The following is a 13813-nucleotide window of genomic DNA, read 5'->3' as shown; positions in this document are numbered from 1 at the left end:
GGACCGCGATGAAGGTCATGGCGCAGTTGGCGATGGTGATGAACCTCGACAAATGCATTGGATGTCACACCTGTTCGGTCACCTGCAAGCAGGCGTGGACCAACCGGCCCGGCACCGAGTACGTCTGGTTCAATAACGTCGAAACCCGTCCGGGGCAAGGATATCCGCGTACTTACGAAGACCAGGAGAAATGGCGGGGCGGCTGGATCCGCGACAAGAAGGGCCGGTTGCGGCTGCGCGACGGCGGCCGCCTGAACAAACTGCTGCGGATCTTCGCCAATCCAAAGTTGCCCCTCATCGGCGACTACTACGAGCCTTGGACCTACGACTACGAGAACCTGACCACCGCACCCGCGGGCGACACCTTCCCGACGGCCGCACCTAAAAGCCTGATAACCGGTGAGCCGATGAAGATCTCGTGGGGACCGAACTGGGATGACAACCTGGCCGGGTCACCGGAGATCCTGGCCGAGGACCCGATCCTGAAGAAGGTCAACGAAGAGGTCAAACTCTCGCTCGAAGAAACCTTCATGTTCTACCTGCCCCGCATCTGCGAGCACTGCCTCAACCCGTCCTGCGTGGCGTCGTGCCCGTCGGGCGCGATGTACAAGCGCAGCGAGGACGGCATCGTGCTGGTCGACCAGGACCGCTGCCGCGGTTGGCGGATGTGTGTGTCCGGATGTCCTTACAAGAAGGTCTATTTCAACCACAAGACGGGCAAGGCCGAGAAGTGCACGCTGTGCTACCCGCGGATGGAGGTCGGCCTGCCGACCATCTGCTCGGAGACATGCGTGGGGCGGTTGCGCTATCTGGGCGTGGTCCTCTACGACGTCGACCGGGTGCTGGAAGCGGCGTCGGTGGAAAAGGACACCGACCTTTATCAGGCGCAGTGCGAAATCCTGCTGGATCCCAACGACCCGGCCGTCATCGCCGGTGCGCGGGCCGAGGGAATCCCTGACGAGTGGATCGAGGCCGCGCAGCGCTCCCCGATATACGCGCTGATTCACACCTACAAGGTGGCGCTGCCGCTGCATCCGGAATACCGGACCATGCCGATGGTTTGGTACATCCCGCCGCTGTCGCCGGTGGTCGATGCGGTCAGCCGCGACGGCCACGACGGGGAAGACATCGGCAACCTGTTCGGCGCGCTGGACGCGTTGCGGATCCCGATGCAGTACCTGGCCGAACTGTTCACCGCCGGCGACACAGCCGTGGTCGAAGGGGTGCTGCGACGACTGGCGGCGATGCGCTCCTACATGCGCGACATCAACCTGGGTCGCGAAACCCAGCCGCACATCCCGCATTCGGTCGGCCTGACCGAAGAGGAGATCTACGAGATGTACCGGCTGCTTGCCATCGCCAAATACGAAGAGCGCTATGTCATTCCGACGGCCTTCGCGCCGCAGGCCCGCAACCTCGAGGAGATGGGCTGCTCGTTGACGAATGACGGCGGCCCGGGCATGTACGAGTCGGATCCGGTGCCGGTGTCCGTGGAAACCTTCCACACGCTCGAGCAGCGCGGTGACGATCCCGGAAACACGCGTCCGTCGACGCGGGTGAACCTGCTCAACTGGGACGGCGGCCAGGTGCCCGCCGGAATGTTTCCCGAAGAGCGGCAGCGATGAAGCTGCTCTCGGCGCTCCGGGAGCGCTCCACCAACAGGGCGATCCAGGATCGCCTGGTGTGGCAGGCGGCGTCGCTGCTGCTCGCCTACCCGGACGACGCGTTGGCGGAGCGGCTGGATGCCGTCGACGAGCTGATCGGCCACATCAGCGGTCCGCCGGCGACGTTGCTCGGTCAGACGCTCGCGGCGCTGCGGGCTTGCGAGCCGATGGACGCCGCGATGGATTACGTCGCCACGTTCGACATGCGTCGGCGCTGCACCATGTACCTCACCTACTGGACGGCGGGGGACACCCGCAACCGAGGCCGGGAGATGCTGACGTTCGCCACCGCCTACCGGGACGCGGGTGTACAGCCGCCGGGCGGCGAGGCGCCCGATCATCTGACCGTGGTGCTCGAATTCGCCGCCACCGTCGATCCCGAGGTCGGCCGGCGACTGCTGGACCAGCACCGTGTGCCCATCGATGTGCTGCACGGCGCCCTGGCCGAAGCCGAGTCCAAATACGAGCCGACGGTAGCGGCGGTCTGCGAGACCCTGCCCGCCGCAACCGATCAGGACGTGCGTCGCGCCGAGCGGCTGGCGAAAGCCGGACCACCGGCGGAAGCCGTTGGGCTGCAACCCTTTACCCTGACCGTGCCACCACGCAAAGGACCGCCAAGTGTTTAGCAACGTCCTGTTCTGGGACATAGCGCCCTACGTCACGCTGTCGGTGCTGATCGTGGGCACGTGGTGGCGCTACCGCTACGACAAATTCGGCTGGACCTCGCGGTCCTCGCAGATCTACGAATCGCGGCTGCTGAGCGTCGCCAGCCCCATCTTTCATTTCGGCATCCTCGCGGTGTTCGCCGGACACGTGGTCGGGTTGTTCATCCCGCCGAAGGTCACTCAGATGCTGAAGATGAGCGACCACTTCTACCACATGCAGGCGGTCGTCGCCGGGTCGATCGCCGGCATCGCGACGCTGATCGGCATCGCGCTGCTGATCTACCGGCGGTTCACCCGCCCGGCGGTGACCATCGCCACCAGCCGCAGCGACAAGGTGATGTATGTGGTGCTGGTGCTCGCGATCCTGGTGGGCCTGTATTGCGATCTCATCGGGACCGGGCCGCACGGCGGCGAGTTCCACTATCGCTACACGGTGGGTTTGTGGTTCCGCCGAATCTGGATCCTGCAGCCGCACGGCGAGGTGATGGTCAACGCGCCGCTGGACTACCAGCTGCACGCCCTGATCGGCATGGTCCTGTTCACCCTGTGGCCGTTCACCCGGCTGGTGCACGCGTTCAGCGCCCCGGTCGTCTACCTGTTCCGGCCCTACATCGTGTACCGCAGCCGCGAGGCGGCGGACAAGGGCGAGCTCGTCGGTACGGCGCCGCGCCGGCGGGGCTGGTAAGCGTTCGTCCTGCTTTTTGCGGGTGCGGCTAGGGCGGCGACACGCCGAGCGCGCTCCCGACACCGTCGGCGTCCGAGGGCGCACGGTCACCCGCCGGTTCGCTATCCGGGGGCCCCGCTGCCACAATCACCGACGTGCTATTTCGCAACGTCGCCATCGTCGCCCACGTCGACCACGGAAAGACCACCCTGGTTGACGCGATGCTGCGGCAGTCGGGCGCGCTGCACCATCGGGGTGACGACACCCAGGAACGCATCCTGGACAGCGGTGATCTCGAGAAAGAAAAGGGCATCACCATCCTGGCCAAGAACACCGCGGTCCACCGTCACAACTCGGACGGCACCGTCACGGTGATCAACGTCATCGACACGCCCGGCCACGCCGACTTCGGCGGCGAGGTTGAGCGCGGGCTGTCCATGGTGGACGGGGTGCTGTTGCTGGTCGACGCGTCCGAGGGACCGCTGCCGCAGACCCGGTTCGTGCTGCGCAAGGCGCTGCAGGCGCATCTGCCGGTGATCCTTGTCGTCAACAAGACCGACCGGCCCGACGCGCGCATCAGCGAAGTCGTCGACGCCAGTCACGATCTGCTACTCGACGTCGCCTCGGACCTCGACGACGAAGCCGCCAAGGCTGCCGAGCACGCGTTGGGCCTGCCGACGCTGTACGCCTCCGGGCGCGCCGGCGTTGCGAGCACAGAACAACCGGCCGACGGCGCCGTGCCTGCCGGTGAAAACCTGGACCCGCTCTTCGACGTGTTGATGGAGCACATCCCGCCGCCGTCGGGCGATCCCGAGGCGCCGCTGCAGGCGTTGGTGACCAACCTGGACGCGTCGGCGTTCCTCGGCCGGCTCGCACTGATCCGCATCTACAACGGCAAGCTGCGCAAGGGGCAGCAGGTGGCCTGGATGCGCGAGGTCGACGGATTGCCGGTCATCACCAGCGCCAAGATCACCGAACTACTGGCGACCGAAGGGGTCGAGCGCAGCGCCACCGACGAGGCGATCGCCGGTGACATCGTGGCGGTGGCCGGGCTGCCGGAGATCATGATCGGCGACACGCTGGCTGATCCCGACCACGCGCACGCGCTGCCACGCATCACCGTCGACGAGCCGGCGATCTCGGTGACGATCGGCACCAACACGTCGCCGCTGGCGGGCAAGGTCTCCGGCCACAAGCTGACCGCCCGCATGGTCCGCAACCGCCTCGACCAGGAACTGGTCGGCAACGTGTCCATCCGGGTCGTCGACATTGGCCGGCCCGACGCCTGGGAGGTGCAGGGCCGCGGCGAGCTCGCGCTGGCGGTGCTGGTCGAGCAGATGCGCCGGGAAGGTTTCGAGCTGACGGTGGGCAAGCCGCAGGTGGTGACCCGGACGATCGACGGCAAGCTGCACGAGCCGTTCGAGGCGATGACGATCGATTGCCCCGAGGAGTTCGTCGGCGCGATCACGCAGCTGATGGCCGCTCGCAAGGGCCGCATGGAGGAGATGACCAACCACGCGGCGGGCTGGGTCCGGATGGACTTCATCGTGCCCAGCCGGGGCCTGATCGGCTTTCGCACCGACTTCCTCACCATCACGCGCGGCACCGGTATCGCCAACGCCGTGTTCGACGGCTACCGGCCGTGGGCGGGAGAGATCCGGGCCCGGCACACCGGCTCGCTGGTATCCGACCGCGCGGGCACCATCACGCCGTTCGCGCTGATTCAGCTCGCCGACCGCGGCCAGTTCTTCGTCGAGCCCGGCCAGGACACCTACGAGGGCATGGTGGTCGGAATCAACCCGCGCGCAGAGGATCTCGACATCAACGTCACCCGGGAGAAGAAGCTCACCAATATGCGGTCGTCGACCGCGGACGTCATCGAGACGTTGGCCAAGCCGCTCGAGCTCGATCTCGAGCAGGCCATGGAATTCTGCGCGCAGGACGAATGCGTCGAGGTGACCCCGGAGATCGTGCGGGTGCGCAAGGTCGAGCTGGACGCCACCTCCCGGGCCCGCAGCCGGTCGCGCGCCAAGGCCCGGGGTTAAGACCGGGTGGTCGGGCGGGCCGCTGTGCAGTTGCTCGATACCCTGAGCAGCGTGCCGAGACGAGTCCGCCGTTTGTTGATGGTGCTCGCCGGCCTGATTTCCCTGGTCGGACTCGTTCTCTCGGCGTGCACGGTCAACCCGCCGCCTGCCCCGCAGAGCACCGATACGCCGCACAACTCCGTGCCGCCGCCGCCCCGGGTCAGCGAGATCATCATGGCGATCGACTCGATCGGTGCCGGCTTTAATCCGCATCTGCTGTCCGACCTGTCCGCGGTGAACGCCGCGATCAGCGCGCTGGTGCTGCCGAGCGCATTCCGGCCGGTTCCCGATACCAGCACGCCGACCGGCTCACGCTGGGAAATGGACCCGACCCTGCTGGTGTCGGCCGAGGTGACCAGTCAGAATCCGTTCACGGTGACCTACAAGATCCGGCCCGAGGCGCAGTGGACCGACAACGCACCGATCGCCGCCGACGACTTCTGGTACCTGTGGCACCAGATGGTCAGCCAGCCCGGGGTCGTCGACCCGGCGGGGTATGACCTCATCACCGGCGTGCAGTCCCTGGAGGGCGGCAAGCAGGCGGTGGTCACCTTCGCCGAACCGTATCCGGCATGGAGAGAGTTGTTCAGCAACATCCTCCCGGCGCACATCGTCAAGGACGTGCCCGGCGGGTTCGCGGCCGGCCTGGCCCGGGCACTTCCGGTCACCGGTGGGCAGTTCCGCGTGGAGAGCATCGACCCGCAGCGCGACGAAATCCTGGTGGCACGCAACGACCGCTACTGGGGACCGCCGGCCAAACCCGCGCTCATCCTCTTCCGGCGCGCCGGAGCGCCGGCCGCGCTGGCCGATTCCGTGCGCAACGGCGACACCCAGGTGGCGCAAGTGCATGGCGGCTCGGCGGCCTTCGCGCAGCTGTCCGCGATTCCCGATGTCCGGACCGCCCGAATCGTGACGCCGCGGGTCATGCAGCTCACGCTGCGGGCCAACGAGCCCAAACTGGCTGACACACAAGTCCGTAAGGCGATCTTGGGGTTGCTCGACGTCGACCTGCTCGCCGCCGTGGGCGCGGGCAGCGACAACACCGTCACCCTGGATCAGGCCCAGATCCGCGCACCGAGCGACCCCGGGTACGAGCCGACCGCGCCGCCCGCGATGACGACGCCGGCGGCGCTGGCGCTGCTGGAGGGCGCCGGCTACAAGGTGGAACCCAACTCCTCGGCGTCGGCGGCGCCCGCCCCGCCGAACACCGGGCCACCCGAGGTCATCCGCGGCCGGATCAGCAAGGACGGCCAAGAGCTCTCGCTGGTGATAGGGGTCGCGGCGAACGACCCCACCTCGGTCGCGGTGGCCAACACGGCGGCCGACCGATTGCGCAACGTCGGCATCGCCGCAACGGTGCTGGCGCTGGACCCGGTCACCCTCTACCACGACGCGCTGAACGACAACCGCGTGGACGCGGTCGTCGGCTGGCATCAGGCGGGCGGCAACCTGGCGACCCGGCTCGCCTCCCGATACGGCTGTCGCGCACTGGAATCGACCCAGGTACCGGTTTCCAATGGGTCGGCGCCCGCGCCGTCGCCGCCCCCCGGCCCCTCGCCATCCACCGGGCCGGCCGCCACCTCGACCACACCGACGACCACGTCACCGCCCAGCCGCCCCGCCGATCCCAACGCCCTGGTGCAGGCGCCGTCGAACCTGACCGGGATCTGCGATCGCAGCATCCAGTCGAACATCGACGCCGCGCTAAACGGCACCAAGAACATCAACGACGTGATCACCGCGGTCGAACCGCGCTTGTGGAACATGTCCACCGTGCTACCGATCCTGCAGGACACCACCATCGTCGGGGCCGGCCCGAGCGTGCAGAACGTCAGCTTGTCCGGCGCGGTTCCGGTCGGCATCGTCGGCGACGCCGGCCAATGGATCAAGACCGGGCCATAACCCGCGTCGTCAGCCGGCGGACTCCGTTGCCCGCGGCGGGATCACAGTGTCGACGATCAGCGCCAGCTCGCGCCGGTTCGGCGGCGACCCGTTCAGCAGGAAGTGCTGGTTGATCAGAGCCGCCCCGATGCGAGCGGTGAGCGGCGTGACCACCGTCGGGTCGAGGTCGCCGTCTTCGATGGCGGCCTGCAGGATCGCTTCCACGATCGCCAGGCGCGGCCGCACGACCGCATCGGCGAAGATGGCCCGCATCTCGGGTTCGTGCAACAGCTGATGTATGACGTCCAGACTGGGAAAGCCGGTTTTTCCGGCCAGCAGGTCACGCTGGGCGGTGAACATCGCCAGCAGGTTCTCCCTGGCCGAACGGCCGGATCGCAGTTCGGGCAGCGGCGGCAGCGCGAAAACCAAAGCGGCGTGCACCAGCTCGCACTTGGTATCCCAGCGCCGGTACAGCGCGGCTTTGCCGGTGTGGGCGCGCGCCGCGATTCCCTCCATGGTCAAACCCCCGTAACCGACTTCGGTCAACTCGGCCAGGGTGGCCTCGTAGAGGGCGCGTTCGAGGACCTCACCTCGCCGGCGGCTCCGATTGCCGGTGTGGTCTGCGTCCGTGAGCTGGGGCATTCCTAGATAGTAGCCGTGCGCGTTCCTACCCGCTGAGATCCCGGCGACACGGCCGCCCGGCGACGAACATAAGAAACGGTGTCGATCACTAACCTGACTGCCGAGTTCGCCGCCGCTGACGGTAGGGTGCCGTCCATGCCTGAGACGCCGCGGCTGTTGTTCGTCCACGCGCACCCCGACGACGAAAGCCTCGGCACCGGCGCGACCATCGCCCACTACGCCGCTCGCGGGGCGGATGTTCAGGTCGTCACCTGCACGCTGGGCGAGGAGGGCGAGGTGATCGGCGATCGTTGGGCCGAACTCGCCGTCGACCGCGCGGACCAACTCGGCGGCTATCGGATCGGCGAATTGACCGCCGCGCTGCGGGCATTGGGCGTCAGCGAACCCCGGTATCTCGGTGGCGCCGGGCGGTGGCGCGACTCGGGCATGCGCGGCACCCCTCAGCGGCGCCAACAACGATTCGTCGATGCGGACGAGCACGAGGCAGTCGGCGCGCTGGTGGCCATCATTCGTGAGCAGCGCCCCCACGTGGTCGTGACGTACGACCCCGACGGGGGCTACGGCCATCCGGATCACGTGCACGCGCACCGGGTCACGGTCGCCGCCGTCGCGGCGGCCGGCGCGGGAGCCGGCGCCACCGACTTCCCCGGCGAACCCTGGGCCACCCCGAAGTTGTACTGGTCGGTCTTCGCGAGAGGCGCATTCGAGGCTGCCATGCAGGCGCTGACGCCCGAGGATCTGCGGCCCGAATGGTCGATCCCGCCCAGAGAAGAGTTCACCTTCGGCTATGTCGACGACGACATCGACGCCGTCGTCGAGACCGGACTACAGGCTCGGGCGGCCAAGCGCACGGCGCTGGCCGCGCATGCCACCCAGGTGCTGGTCGGACCGACCGGTCGGGCCTGCGCGCTGTCGAACAACGCGGCAATTCCGATACTGGGGGACGAGCACTACGTGCTGGCCGCGGGCGTCGCGGGCGAGCGGGACGAGCGCGGTTGGGAGACAGACCTGCTCGCAGGGCTTGGTTTCCCCGCCGCCTCGACGCGGTAAGCTGCCAATCAGGCAGCCACGGAAGGAATTCGCATGGACCCCGACCTGGACCCTAATCTGCAGCACTGGCAGGACCGGCTGGACAGCTTTCAGTGGGTTCTCGGCTCCATCTTGTCCAACATCGACAGCGTCCCGACCTGACCGAAACCAAGCCACGCGTCGCGTCCGTTGACGACAGCGGTGCCACCGACCCCGCGATCCGTTTCGTCGTGTTGGCCCTCTTGGCGGTCGACGGGGTGCTCTCCGCACTCGCCGGAGCTCTGCTGTTGCCGCTCTACATCGGGACGGTTCCCCTCCCCATCAGCGGACTGATTTCTGGACTGGTCAACGCGGCACTGGTATGGGCCGCGGGTCGCTGGACCGGCTCACCGCGCCTGGCGGCCCTGCCGTTATGGACGTGGCTGCTGACGGTGGCCGTGCTCAGCATGGGCGGCCCGGGCGACGACGTCATCCTCGGTGGCCACGGCCTGATGGCCTACGGGGCCCTATTGCTGCTGGTCCTGGGCGTTGTGCCGCCCGTGTTTGTGCTGTGGCGGCGCGGTCGGGGCTCCTGACGTTCGGCCGGGATGTCGCCCGCGTGCCCACGCGGGCGTGCGGCTACTGTTGACTGTTGCCCAGACGGCCCCGCCAGCGGGTGCCACGATTTCACATGTTGGGACGCACGGATGAAATTCGATCGTGGGGAAGTTACACGAAGGTGCTGTTGACTCCGGGCGAGGAGCCTACCGCTCTGCCCAACCCTGTGGTTCCGGCCAACGTCTCCGCTGAGGTCAGCGCCTCGGCGCTGCGGCGGGTATTGCGACGGGCTCGGGACGGCGTGGCTCTCAACGTCGACGAGGCGGCGGTCGCGATGACCGCGCGCGGGCCGGATCTCGCGGATCTGTGCGCCAGCGCGGCGCGGGTGCGCGACGCGGGTCTGGAGTCGGCTGGGCGGCGCGGCCCGGGCGGCGGGTTGCCGATCACCTACTCACGCAAGGTTTTTATCCCGGTCACCCACCTGTGTCGGGACAGCTGTCATTACTGCACCTTCGTCACCGTCCCGGGCAAGTTGCGCGCCCGAGGGGCCGGCATGTATCTCGAGCCCGACGAAATTCTCGACCTCGCCCGTCAAGGTGCCGAACTCGGTTGCAAGGAAGCACTTTTCACCCTCGGTGATCGTCCCGAGGATCGCTGGCCGGAAGCGCGCGAGTGGCTAGAGGCGCGCGGCTACGACTCGACCCTGTCCTACGTACGGGCGATGGCGATCCGGGTGCTCGAAGAGGCGGGGCTGTTGCCGCACCTCAATCCGGGCGTGATGAGTTGGTCGGAGATGGCGCGGCTCAAGCCGGTGGCGCCCTCGATGGGCATGATGCTCGAGACGACATCGCGTCGGCTATTCGAGACGAAAGGGCTTGCGCACTATGGCAGCCCGGACAAGGATCCCGCCGTCCGCCTGCGCGCGCTGACCGACGCGGGCCGATTGTCGATCCCATTCACTACCGGCCTGTTGGTGGGTATCGGCGAGACCCTCGCCGAGCGTGCCGAGACCTTGCATGCGATCCGCAAGTCGCACAAAGAGTTCGGGCATGTGCAGGAAGTGATCGTGCAGAACTTCCGGGCCAAGGAACACACCGCGATGGCCGCCGTGCCCGACGCCGGCATAGAGGACTACCTGGCGACGGTGGCGGTCGCGCGCTTGGTGCTGGGCCCCGCGATGCGCATCCAGGCGCCGCCGAACCTGGTGTCGCGCGACGAGTGCCTCGCGCTGATCGGCGCCGGAGTCGACGACTGGGGCGGGGTTTCACCACTGACGCCCGACCATGTCAACCCGGAGCGACCGTGGCCGGCCCTGGACGACCTGGCCGCGATCACCGCCGCGGCCGGTTACGAACTGGTTCAGCGGCTGACCGCACAGCCCAAATACGTGCAGGCCGGTTCGGCCTGGATCGACCCGCGCGTGCGGGGCCACGTGACCGCGCTGGCCGATCCGGCGACCGGCCTCGCTCGCGACGTCAACCCGGTGGGGATGCCGTGGCAGGAGCCCGACGACGTCGGTTCCTCGGGCCGGGTCGACCTCAACGCGGCGATCGACAGCGAGGGCCGCAACTCCGAAACCCGCAGCGACATCGACAGCGCGTTCGGCGACTGGGAATCGATCCGTGCACACGTTCACGAACTGGCCGCGCGGGCTCCCGAACGCATCGACACCGACGTGCTTGCCGCGCTGCGCTCCGCCGAGCGCGACCCCGCCGGGTGCTCCGACGGCGAGTATCTGTCGCTGGCGACCGCCGACGGTCCGGCCCTGGAAGCGGTTGCCGCCCTTGCGGATACGTTGCGACGCGAGGCTGTCGGCGATGATGTGACGTTTGTGGTGAACCGCAACATCAACTTCACCAACATCTGCTACACCGGGTGCCGGTTCTGTGCATTCGCGCAGCGCAAGGGGGACGCGGACGCGTACTCGCTGTCCACCGACGAGGTCGCCGATCGCGCATGGGAGGCGCACGTCGCGGGCGCCACCGAGGTATGCATGCAGGGCGGCATCGACCCCGAGCTGCCGGTGACCGGCTACGCCGATCTGGTCCGCGCCGTCAAAGCGCGGGTGCCGTCGATGCACGTGCACGCGTTCTCCCCGATGGAGATCGCCAACGGGGTGACCAAGAGCGGGTTGAGCATTCGTGAGTGGCTGATCAGCCTGCGCGAAGCGGGCCTGGACACCATCCCCGGTACCGCCGCAGAGATCTTGGACGACGAAGTGCGCTGGGTGCTGACCAAGGGCAAGTTGCCGACGTCGCTGTGGATCGAAATCGTCGGCACCGCACACGAGGTGGGGCTGCGGTCGTCGTCGACCATGATGTACGGCCACGTCGACAACCCGCGGCATTGGGTCGGTCACCTCAATGTGTTGCGTGACATCCAGGACCGCACCGGCGGTTTCACCGAATTCGTACCGTTGCCGTTCGTGCACCAGAGCTCACCGCTGTATCTGGCCGGCGCGTCGCGTCCCGGGCCCACCCACCGCGACAACCGGGCAGTGCATGCGCTGGCGCGAATCATGTTGCACGGCCGCATTTCCCAGATTCAAACCAGCTGGGTCAAGCTCGGTGTCGAGCGCACGCAGGTGATGCTCAACGGTGGCGCCAACGACCTGGGCGGCACCCTGATGGAGGAGACCATCTCCCGGATGGCCGGTTCGGAACACGGCTCGGCCAAGACGGTGGCGGAGCTGACCGCGATCGCCGATGGCATCGGTCGCCCGGCGCGGCAGCGCACCACCGACTACACGACTCTGGCGGCGTAGTTCGCTTTTCTGTCACAGGCCGTGGGTATACCCGAAGCCGTGAAGCGACGAATTGACGATGATCGATTTCGCGAATGGGCGCCGTTCGTGGACGCGGCGCGCAAGCACGGGCCCGACGCAGGCACCTGGTGTGAGGCCTGGACTGTGCGCGACATCGTCGTCCACCAGGCCGGAAACGCCGAAGAACTCGCGCGGGTGCTCAGCGGCCACCTGAGCGGTCAGCCCGTGGCCACTCGCGGTTTCGAGGAGCGCGAGGGCCCGTTGCGGGCCTTGAACGACGCGGACCTGTGGGACGCGCTGGGGGACCGGATGGCGAACCTCAACGACGTCGCGGCGGCGGCCGAAGCAGTGCCCCCCGACACCGATGTCGCTTGGACCGGACGCACCATGAAGGCGCCCTGGTTCGCCGAGCACATGCGCGAAGAGCTCGTCCTGCACGCCTGGGACATCACTGGAGACGAGCCGGCCGCCCGGGCCCGGCTGGCCGAGCCATGGATGACCACCCACAGCGTCGTCGCGGTCGGCAGGCCGTTGTTGGCGAAGGGGGCCAAGCTGCTGAACCGAGATGAGCGCGTGGAGGCCCGCCTGCGAGCCGACGGCACCGACGACGTGGTCCTGGCCGCCGATGCGGATCAGGTCACCATCGGTTTCGCCGAGCCGGAAGGCCCGCCCACCCTGAACACCGATGCCGCCACGCGCGTGTTGCTGCTGTGGGGCCGCAGGCCGGCCGATCCATCACGCATTCGCAGCCGCGCCGGCGCGGAAACCTTAGGACGGGTGCGCCGACTGCTCAGCGGCTACTGAACAGTCGGCGCGGGTCGACCTAGTAGTTGTTACAGACCTGGGCGACTTGCTGGATGGTTCCCATGAACGCCGCGGCTTGCGGCATGGCCTGGATCTCCTGCTCCATCTGCACGCGCTTCGCCGGCGGCGCGGCGAGGAATTTGTGCAGGTAGCTCTGCGCGACCGGCGATTGGTTGAATTGCGCGGCAGTGGCCGGGTCGGTCGCGTTAAGTGCGGCCATGACCTGCCCGTAGTTGCAGGTGGTGTCGGTGACCGGGTCGGCGGATGCAACCCCGGCCGCGGCGCTCAACGCCACCGCTGCGCTGCCAACCGCAACGCCCAATTTGCTCAACGACAGCCTCATGTTTGAACCCTTCCCCAAATAATGCACCGCCGCTACGGCGGTGACATCTGCCAAGCGGTTGCCGGCTCTCGACCGAGATTACCAGGTCCCGCGAGGGTGCTTGTGACGCAACGGTTATCGAAGGCCGCCGCTGGGCCGTTACTCTGTGCAGGTCAGCCGTTGATTGACGGCGTTCGCCCTCGGCGAAACGGCCCCGCCTCGCGGGGTCCGAGACTGATGGTCTTAAATCTCCTAAACCGACAGGCGCGCCGAATGGTTGACCTGTATCTGCGACGTCTAGTATCAGTAACCGAAAGCTTCACCGGAAGCGGTCGTACGCGCCGGTGCGAGTTGAACAGCAGCCCACGTTCGAGCCGGAGTACATGGAGGAGACGTCTGTGACGTACACGATCGCCGAACCCTGTGTCGACATCAAGGACAAAGCCTGTATCGAGGAGTGCCCGGTCGACTGCATCTATGAAGGCGCTCGAATGCTCTACATCCACCCCGACGAGTGCGTCGACTGCGGAGCGTGCGAGCCGGTCTGCCCCGTCGAAGCGATCTACTACGAAGACGATGTGCCGGACCAGTGGAGCCAGTACACGCAGATCAATGCCGACTTCTTCGCCGAGCTCGGGTCGCCCGGTGGTGCGGCCAAGGTGGGCTTGACCGAGAACGACCCGCAAGTGGTCAAGGACTTGCCACCGCAGGGCGAAGGCGACTGAGCGGCCCGGTGCCCCACCAGCTCAAAAAGCGC

General features: G+C 67.5%; 12 protein-coding genes. 10 read left to right on the top strand and 2 right to left on the bottom strand.

Translation table 11 applies throughout. The annotated features are described in order from the left end of the window. Window positions 1-8 precede the first annotated feature (8 nt). From narH to AC5Y4F_RS01945, 5 genes are all read left to right on the top strand, one after another. On the top strand, window positions 9-1625 hold the full coding sequence (gene narH / locus AC5Y4F_RS01965) for a nitrate reductase subunit beta (RefSeq protein WP_499994870.1): 1617 nt from the start codon (window positions 9-11) through the stop codon (window positions 1623-1625). Next, the gene (narJ, locus tag AC5Y4F_RS01960; protein ID WP_499994868.1) at window positions 1622-2290 is read left to right on the top strand and encodes a nitrate reductase molybdenum cofactor assembly chaperone; all 669 of its coding nucleotides are present in this window, start codon (window positions 1622-1624) and stop codon (window positions 2288-2290) included. Before narH ends, narJ begins: the two co-directional genes overlap by 4 nt. Next, window positions 2283-3014, top strand: a complete 732-nt coding sequence (narI, locus tag AC5Y4F_RS01955; protein WP_067935248.1) for a respiratory nitrate reductase subunit gamma — start codon at window positions 2283-2285, stop codon at window positions 3012-3014. Before narJ ends, narI begins: the two co-directional genes overlap by 8 nt. 134 nt (window positions 3015-3148) lie before the next feature. Continuing rightward, window positions 3149-5038 (top strand): translational GTPase TypA, encoded by a 1890-nt coding sequence (typA, locus tag AC5Y4F_RS01950; RefSeq protein ID WP_067935250.1) that lies wholly within the window; start codon window positions 3149-3151, stop codon window positions 5036-5038. A 78-nt stretch (window positions 5039-5116) separates the two neighbouring features. Next, window positions 5117-6979: an ABC transporter family substrate-binding protein gene (locus AC5Y4F_RS01945; protein ID WP_499995748.1), complete on the top strand. Its 1863-nt coding sequence runs from the start codon at window positions 5117-5119 to the stop codon at window positions 6977-6979. A 9-nt stretch (window positions 6980-6988) separates the two neighbouring features. Here AC5Y4F_RS01945 and AC5Y4F_RS01940 read toward each other — a convergent pair whose 3' ends face one another. Continuing rightward, entirely contained in the window at window positions 6989-7600 is a 612-nt protein-coding gene (locus AC5Y4F_RS01940; RefSeq protein ID WP_067935258.1) for a TetR/AcrR family transcriptional regulator, read from the bottom strand. 135 nt (window positions 7601-7735) lie between these two features. On the opposite strand from AC5Y4F_RS01940, the gene mshB reads away from it, so the two are divergent. The 4 genes from mshB (at window position 7736) to AC5Y4F_RS01920 (ending at window position 12734) form a co-directional block, all read left to right on the top strand. Next, complete coding sequence (gene mshB / locus AC5Y4F_RS01935; RefSeq protein ID WP_067935410.1) at window positions 7736-8650, top strand: N-acetyl-1-D-myo-inositol-2-amino-2-deoxy-alpha-D-glucopyranoside deacetylase; 915 nt, start codon at window positions 7736-7738, stop codon at window positions 8648-8650. Window positions 8651-8742: 92 nt separating this feature from the next. Continuing rightward, window positions 8743-9204 carry a hypothetical protein gene (locus AC5Y4F_RS01930; protein WP_067935261.1) on the top strand — a complete coding sequence of 154 codons (462 nt, stop codon included), beginning with the start codon at window positions 8743-8745 and terminating at the stop codon, window positions 9202-9204. 95 nt (window positions 9205-9299) lie between these two features. Then, the gene (locus AC5Y4F_RS01925; RefSeq protein WP_499994863.1) at window positions 9300-11930 is read left to right on the top strand and encodes a bifunctional FO biosynthesis protein CofGH; all 2631 of its coding nucleotides are present in this window, start codon (window positions 9300-9302) and stop codon (window positions 11928-11930) included. 39 nt (window positions 11931-11969) lie between these two features. Continuing rightward, the gene (locus AC5Y4F_RS01920; RefSeq protein ID WP_067935267.1) at window positions 11970-12734 is read left to right on the top strand and encodes a maleylpyruvate isomerase N-terminal domain-containing protein; all 765 of its coding nucleotides are present in this window, start codon (window positions 11970-11972) and stop codon (window positions 12732-12734) included. A gap of 19 nt (window positions 12735-12753) precedes the next feature. On the opposite strand, the gene AC5Y4F_RS01915 is transcribed toward AC5Y4F_RS01920, so the two are convergent. After that, on the bottom strand, window positions 12754-13077 hold the full coding sequence (locus AC5Y4F_RS01915; RefSeq protein ID WP_067935270.1) for a hemophore-related protein: 324 nt from the start codon (window positions 13075-13077) through the stop codon (window positions 12754-12756). A 377-nt stretch (window positions 13078-13454) separates the two neighbouring features. Between AC5Y4F_RS01915 and fdxA the strand changes: the two genes are divergently transcribed. Continuing rightward, window positions 13455-13781 (top strand): ferredoxin, encoded by a 327-nt coding sequence (fdxA, locus tag AC5Y4F_RS01910; protein ID WP_003875467.1) that lies wholly within the window; start codon window positions 13455-13457, stop codon window positions 13779-13781. The last annotated feature ends 32 nt before the right edge of the window (window positions 13782-13813 follow it).

Source organism: Mycobacterium sp. NGS56 (genome assembly GCF_059812425.1).
Note: the sequence above shows the minus strand (reverse complement) of the source record. Positions and strands in the feature narration are given on the sequence as shown.

Coding starts and splice junctions, on each gene's coding strand:
- narJ (WP_499994868.1), top strand. CDS start 1,622: ATGAAGCTGCTCTCGGCGCTCCGGGAGCGCTCCACCAACAGGGCGATC.
- AC5Y4F_RS01915 (WP_067935270.1), bottom strand. CDS start 13,077: ATGAGGCTGTCGTTGAGCAAATTGGGCGTTGCGGTTGGCAGCGCAGCG.
- AC5Y4F_RS01945 (WP_499995748.1), top strand. CDS start 5,117: ATGGTGCTCGCCGGCCTGATTTCCCTGGTCGGACTCGTTCTCTCGGCG.
- AC5Y4F_RS01925 (WP_499994863.1), top strand. CDS start 9,300: ATGTTGGGACGCACGGATGAAATTCGATCGTGGGGAAGTTACACGAAG.
- mshB (WP_067935410.1), top strand. CDS start 7,736: ATGCCTGAGACGCCGCGGCTGTTGTTCGTCCACGCGCACCCCGACGAC.
- narH (WP_499994870.1), top strand. CDS start 9: ATGAAGGTCATGGCGCAGTTGGCGATGGTGATGAACCTCGACAAATGC.
- AC5Y4F_RS01940 (WP_067935258.1), bottom strand. CDS start 7,600: ATGCCCCAGCTCACGGACGCAGACCACACCGGCAATCGGAGCCGCCGG.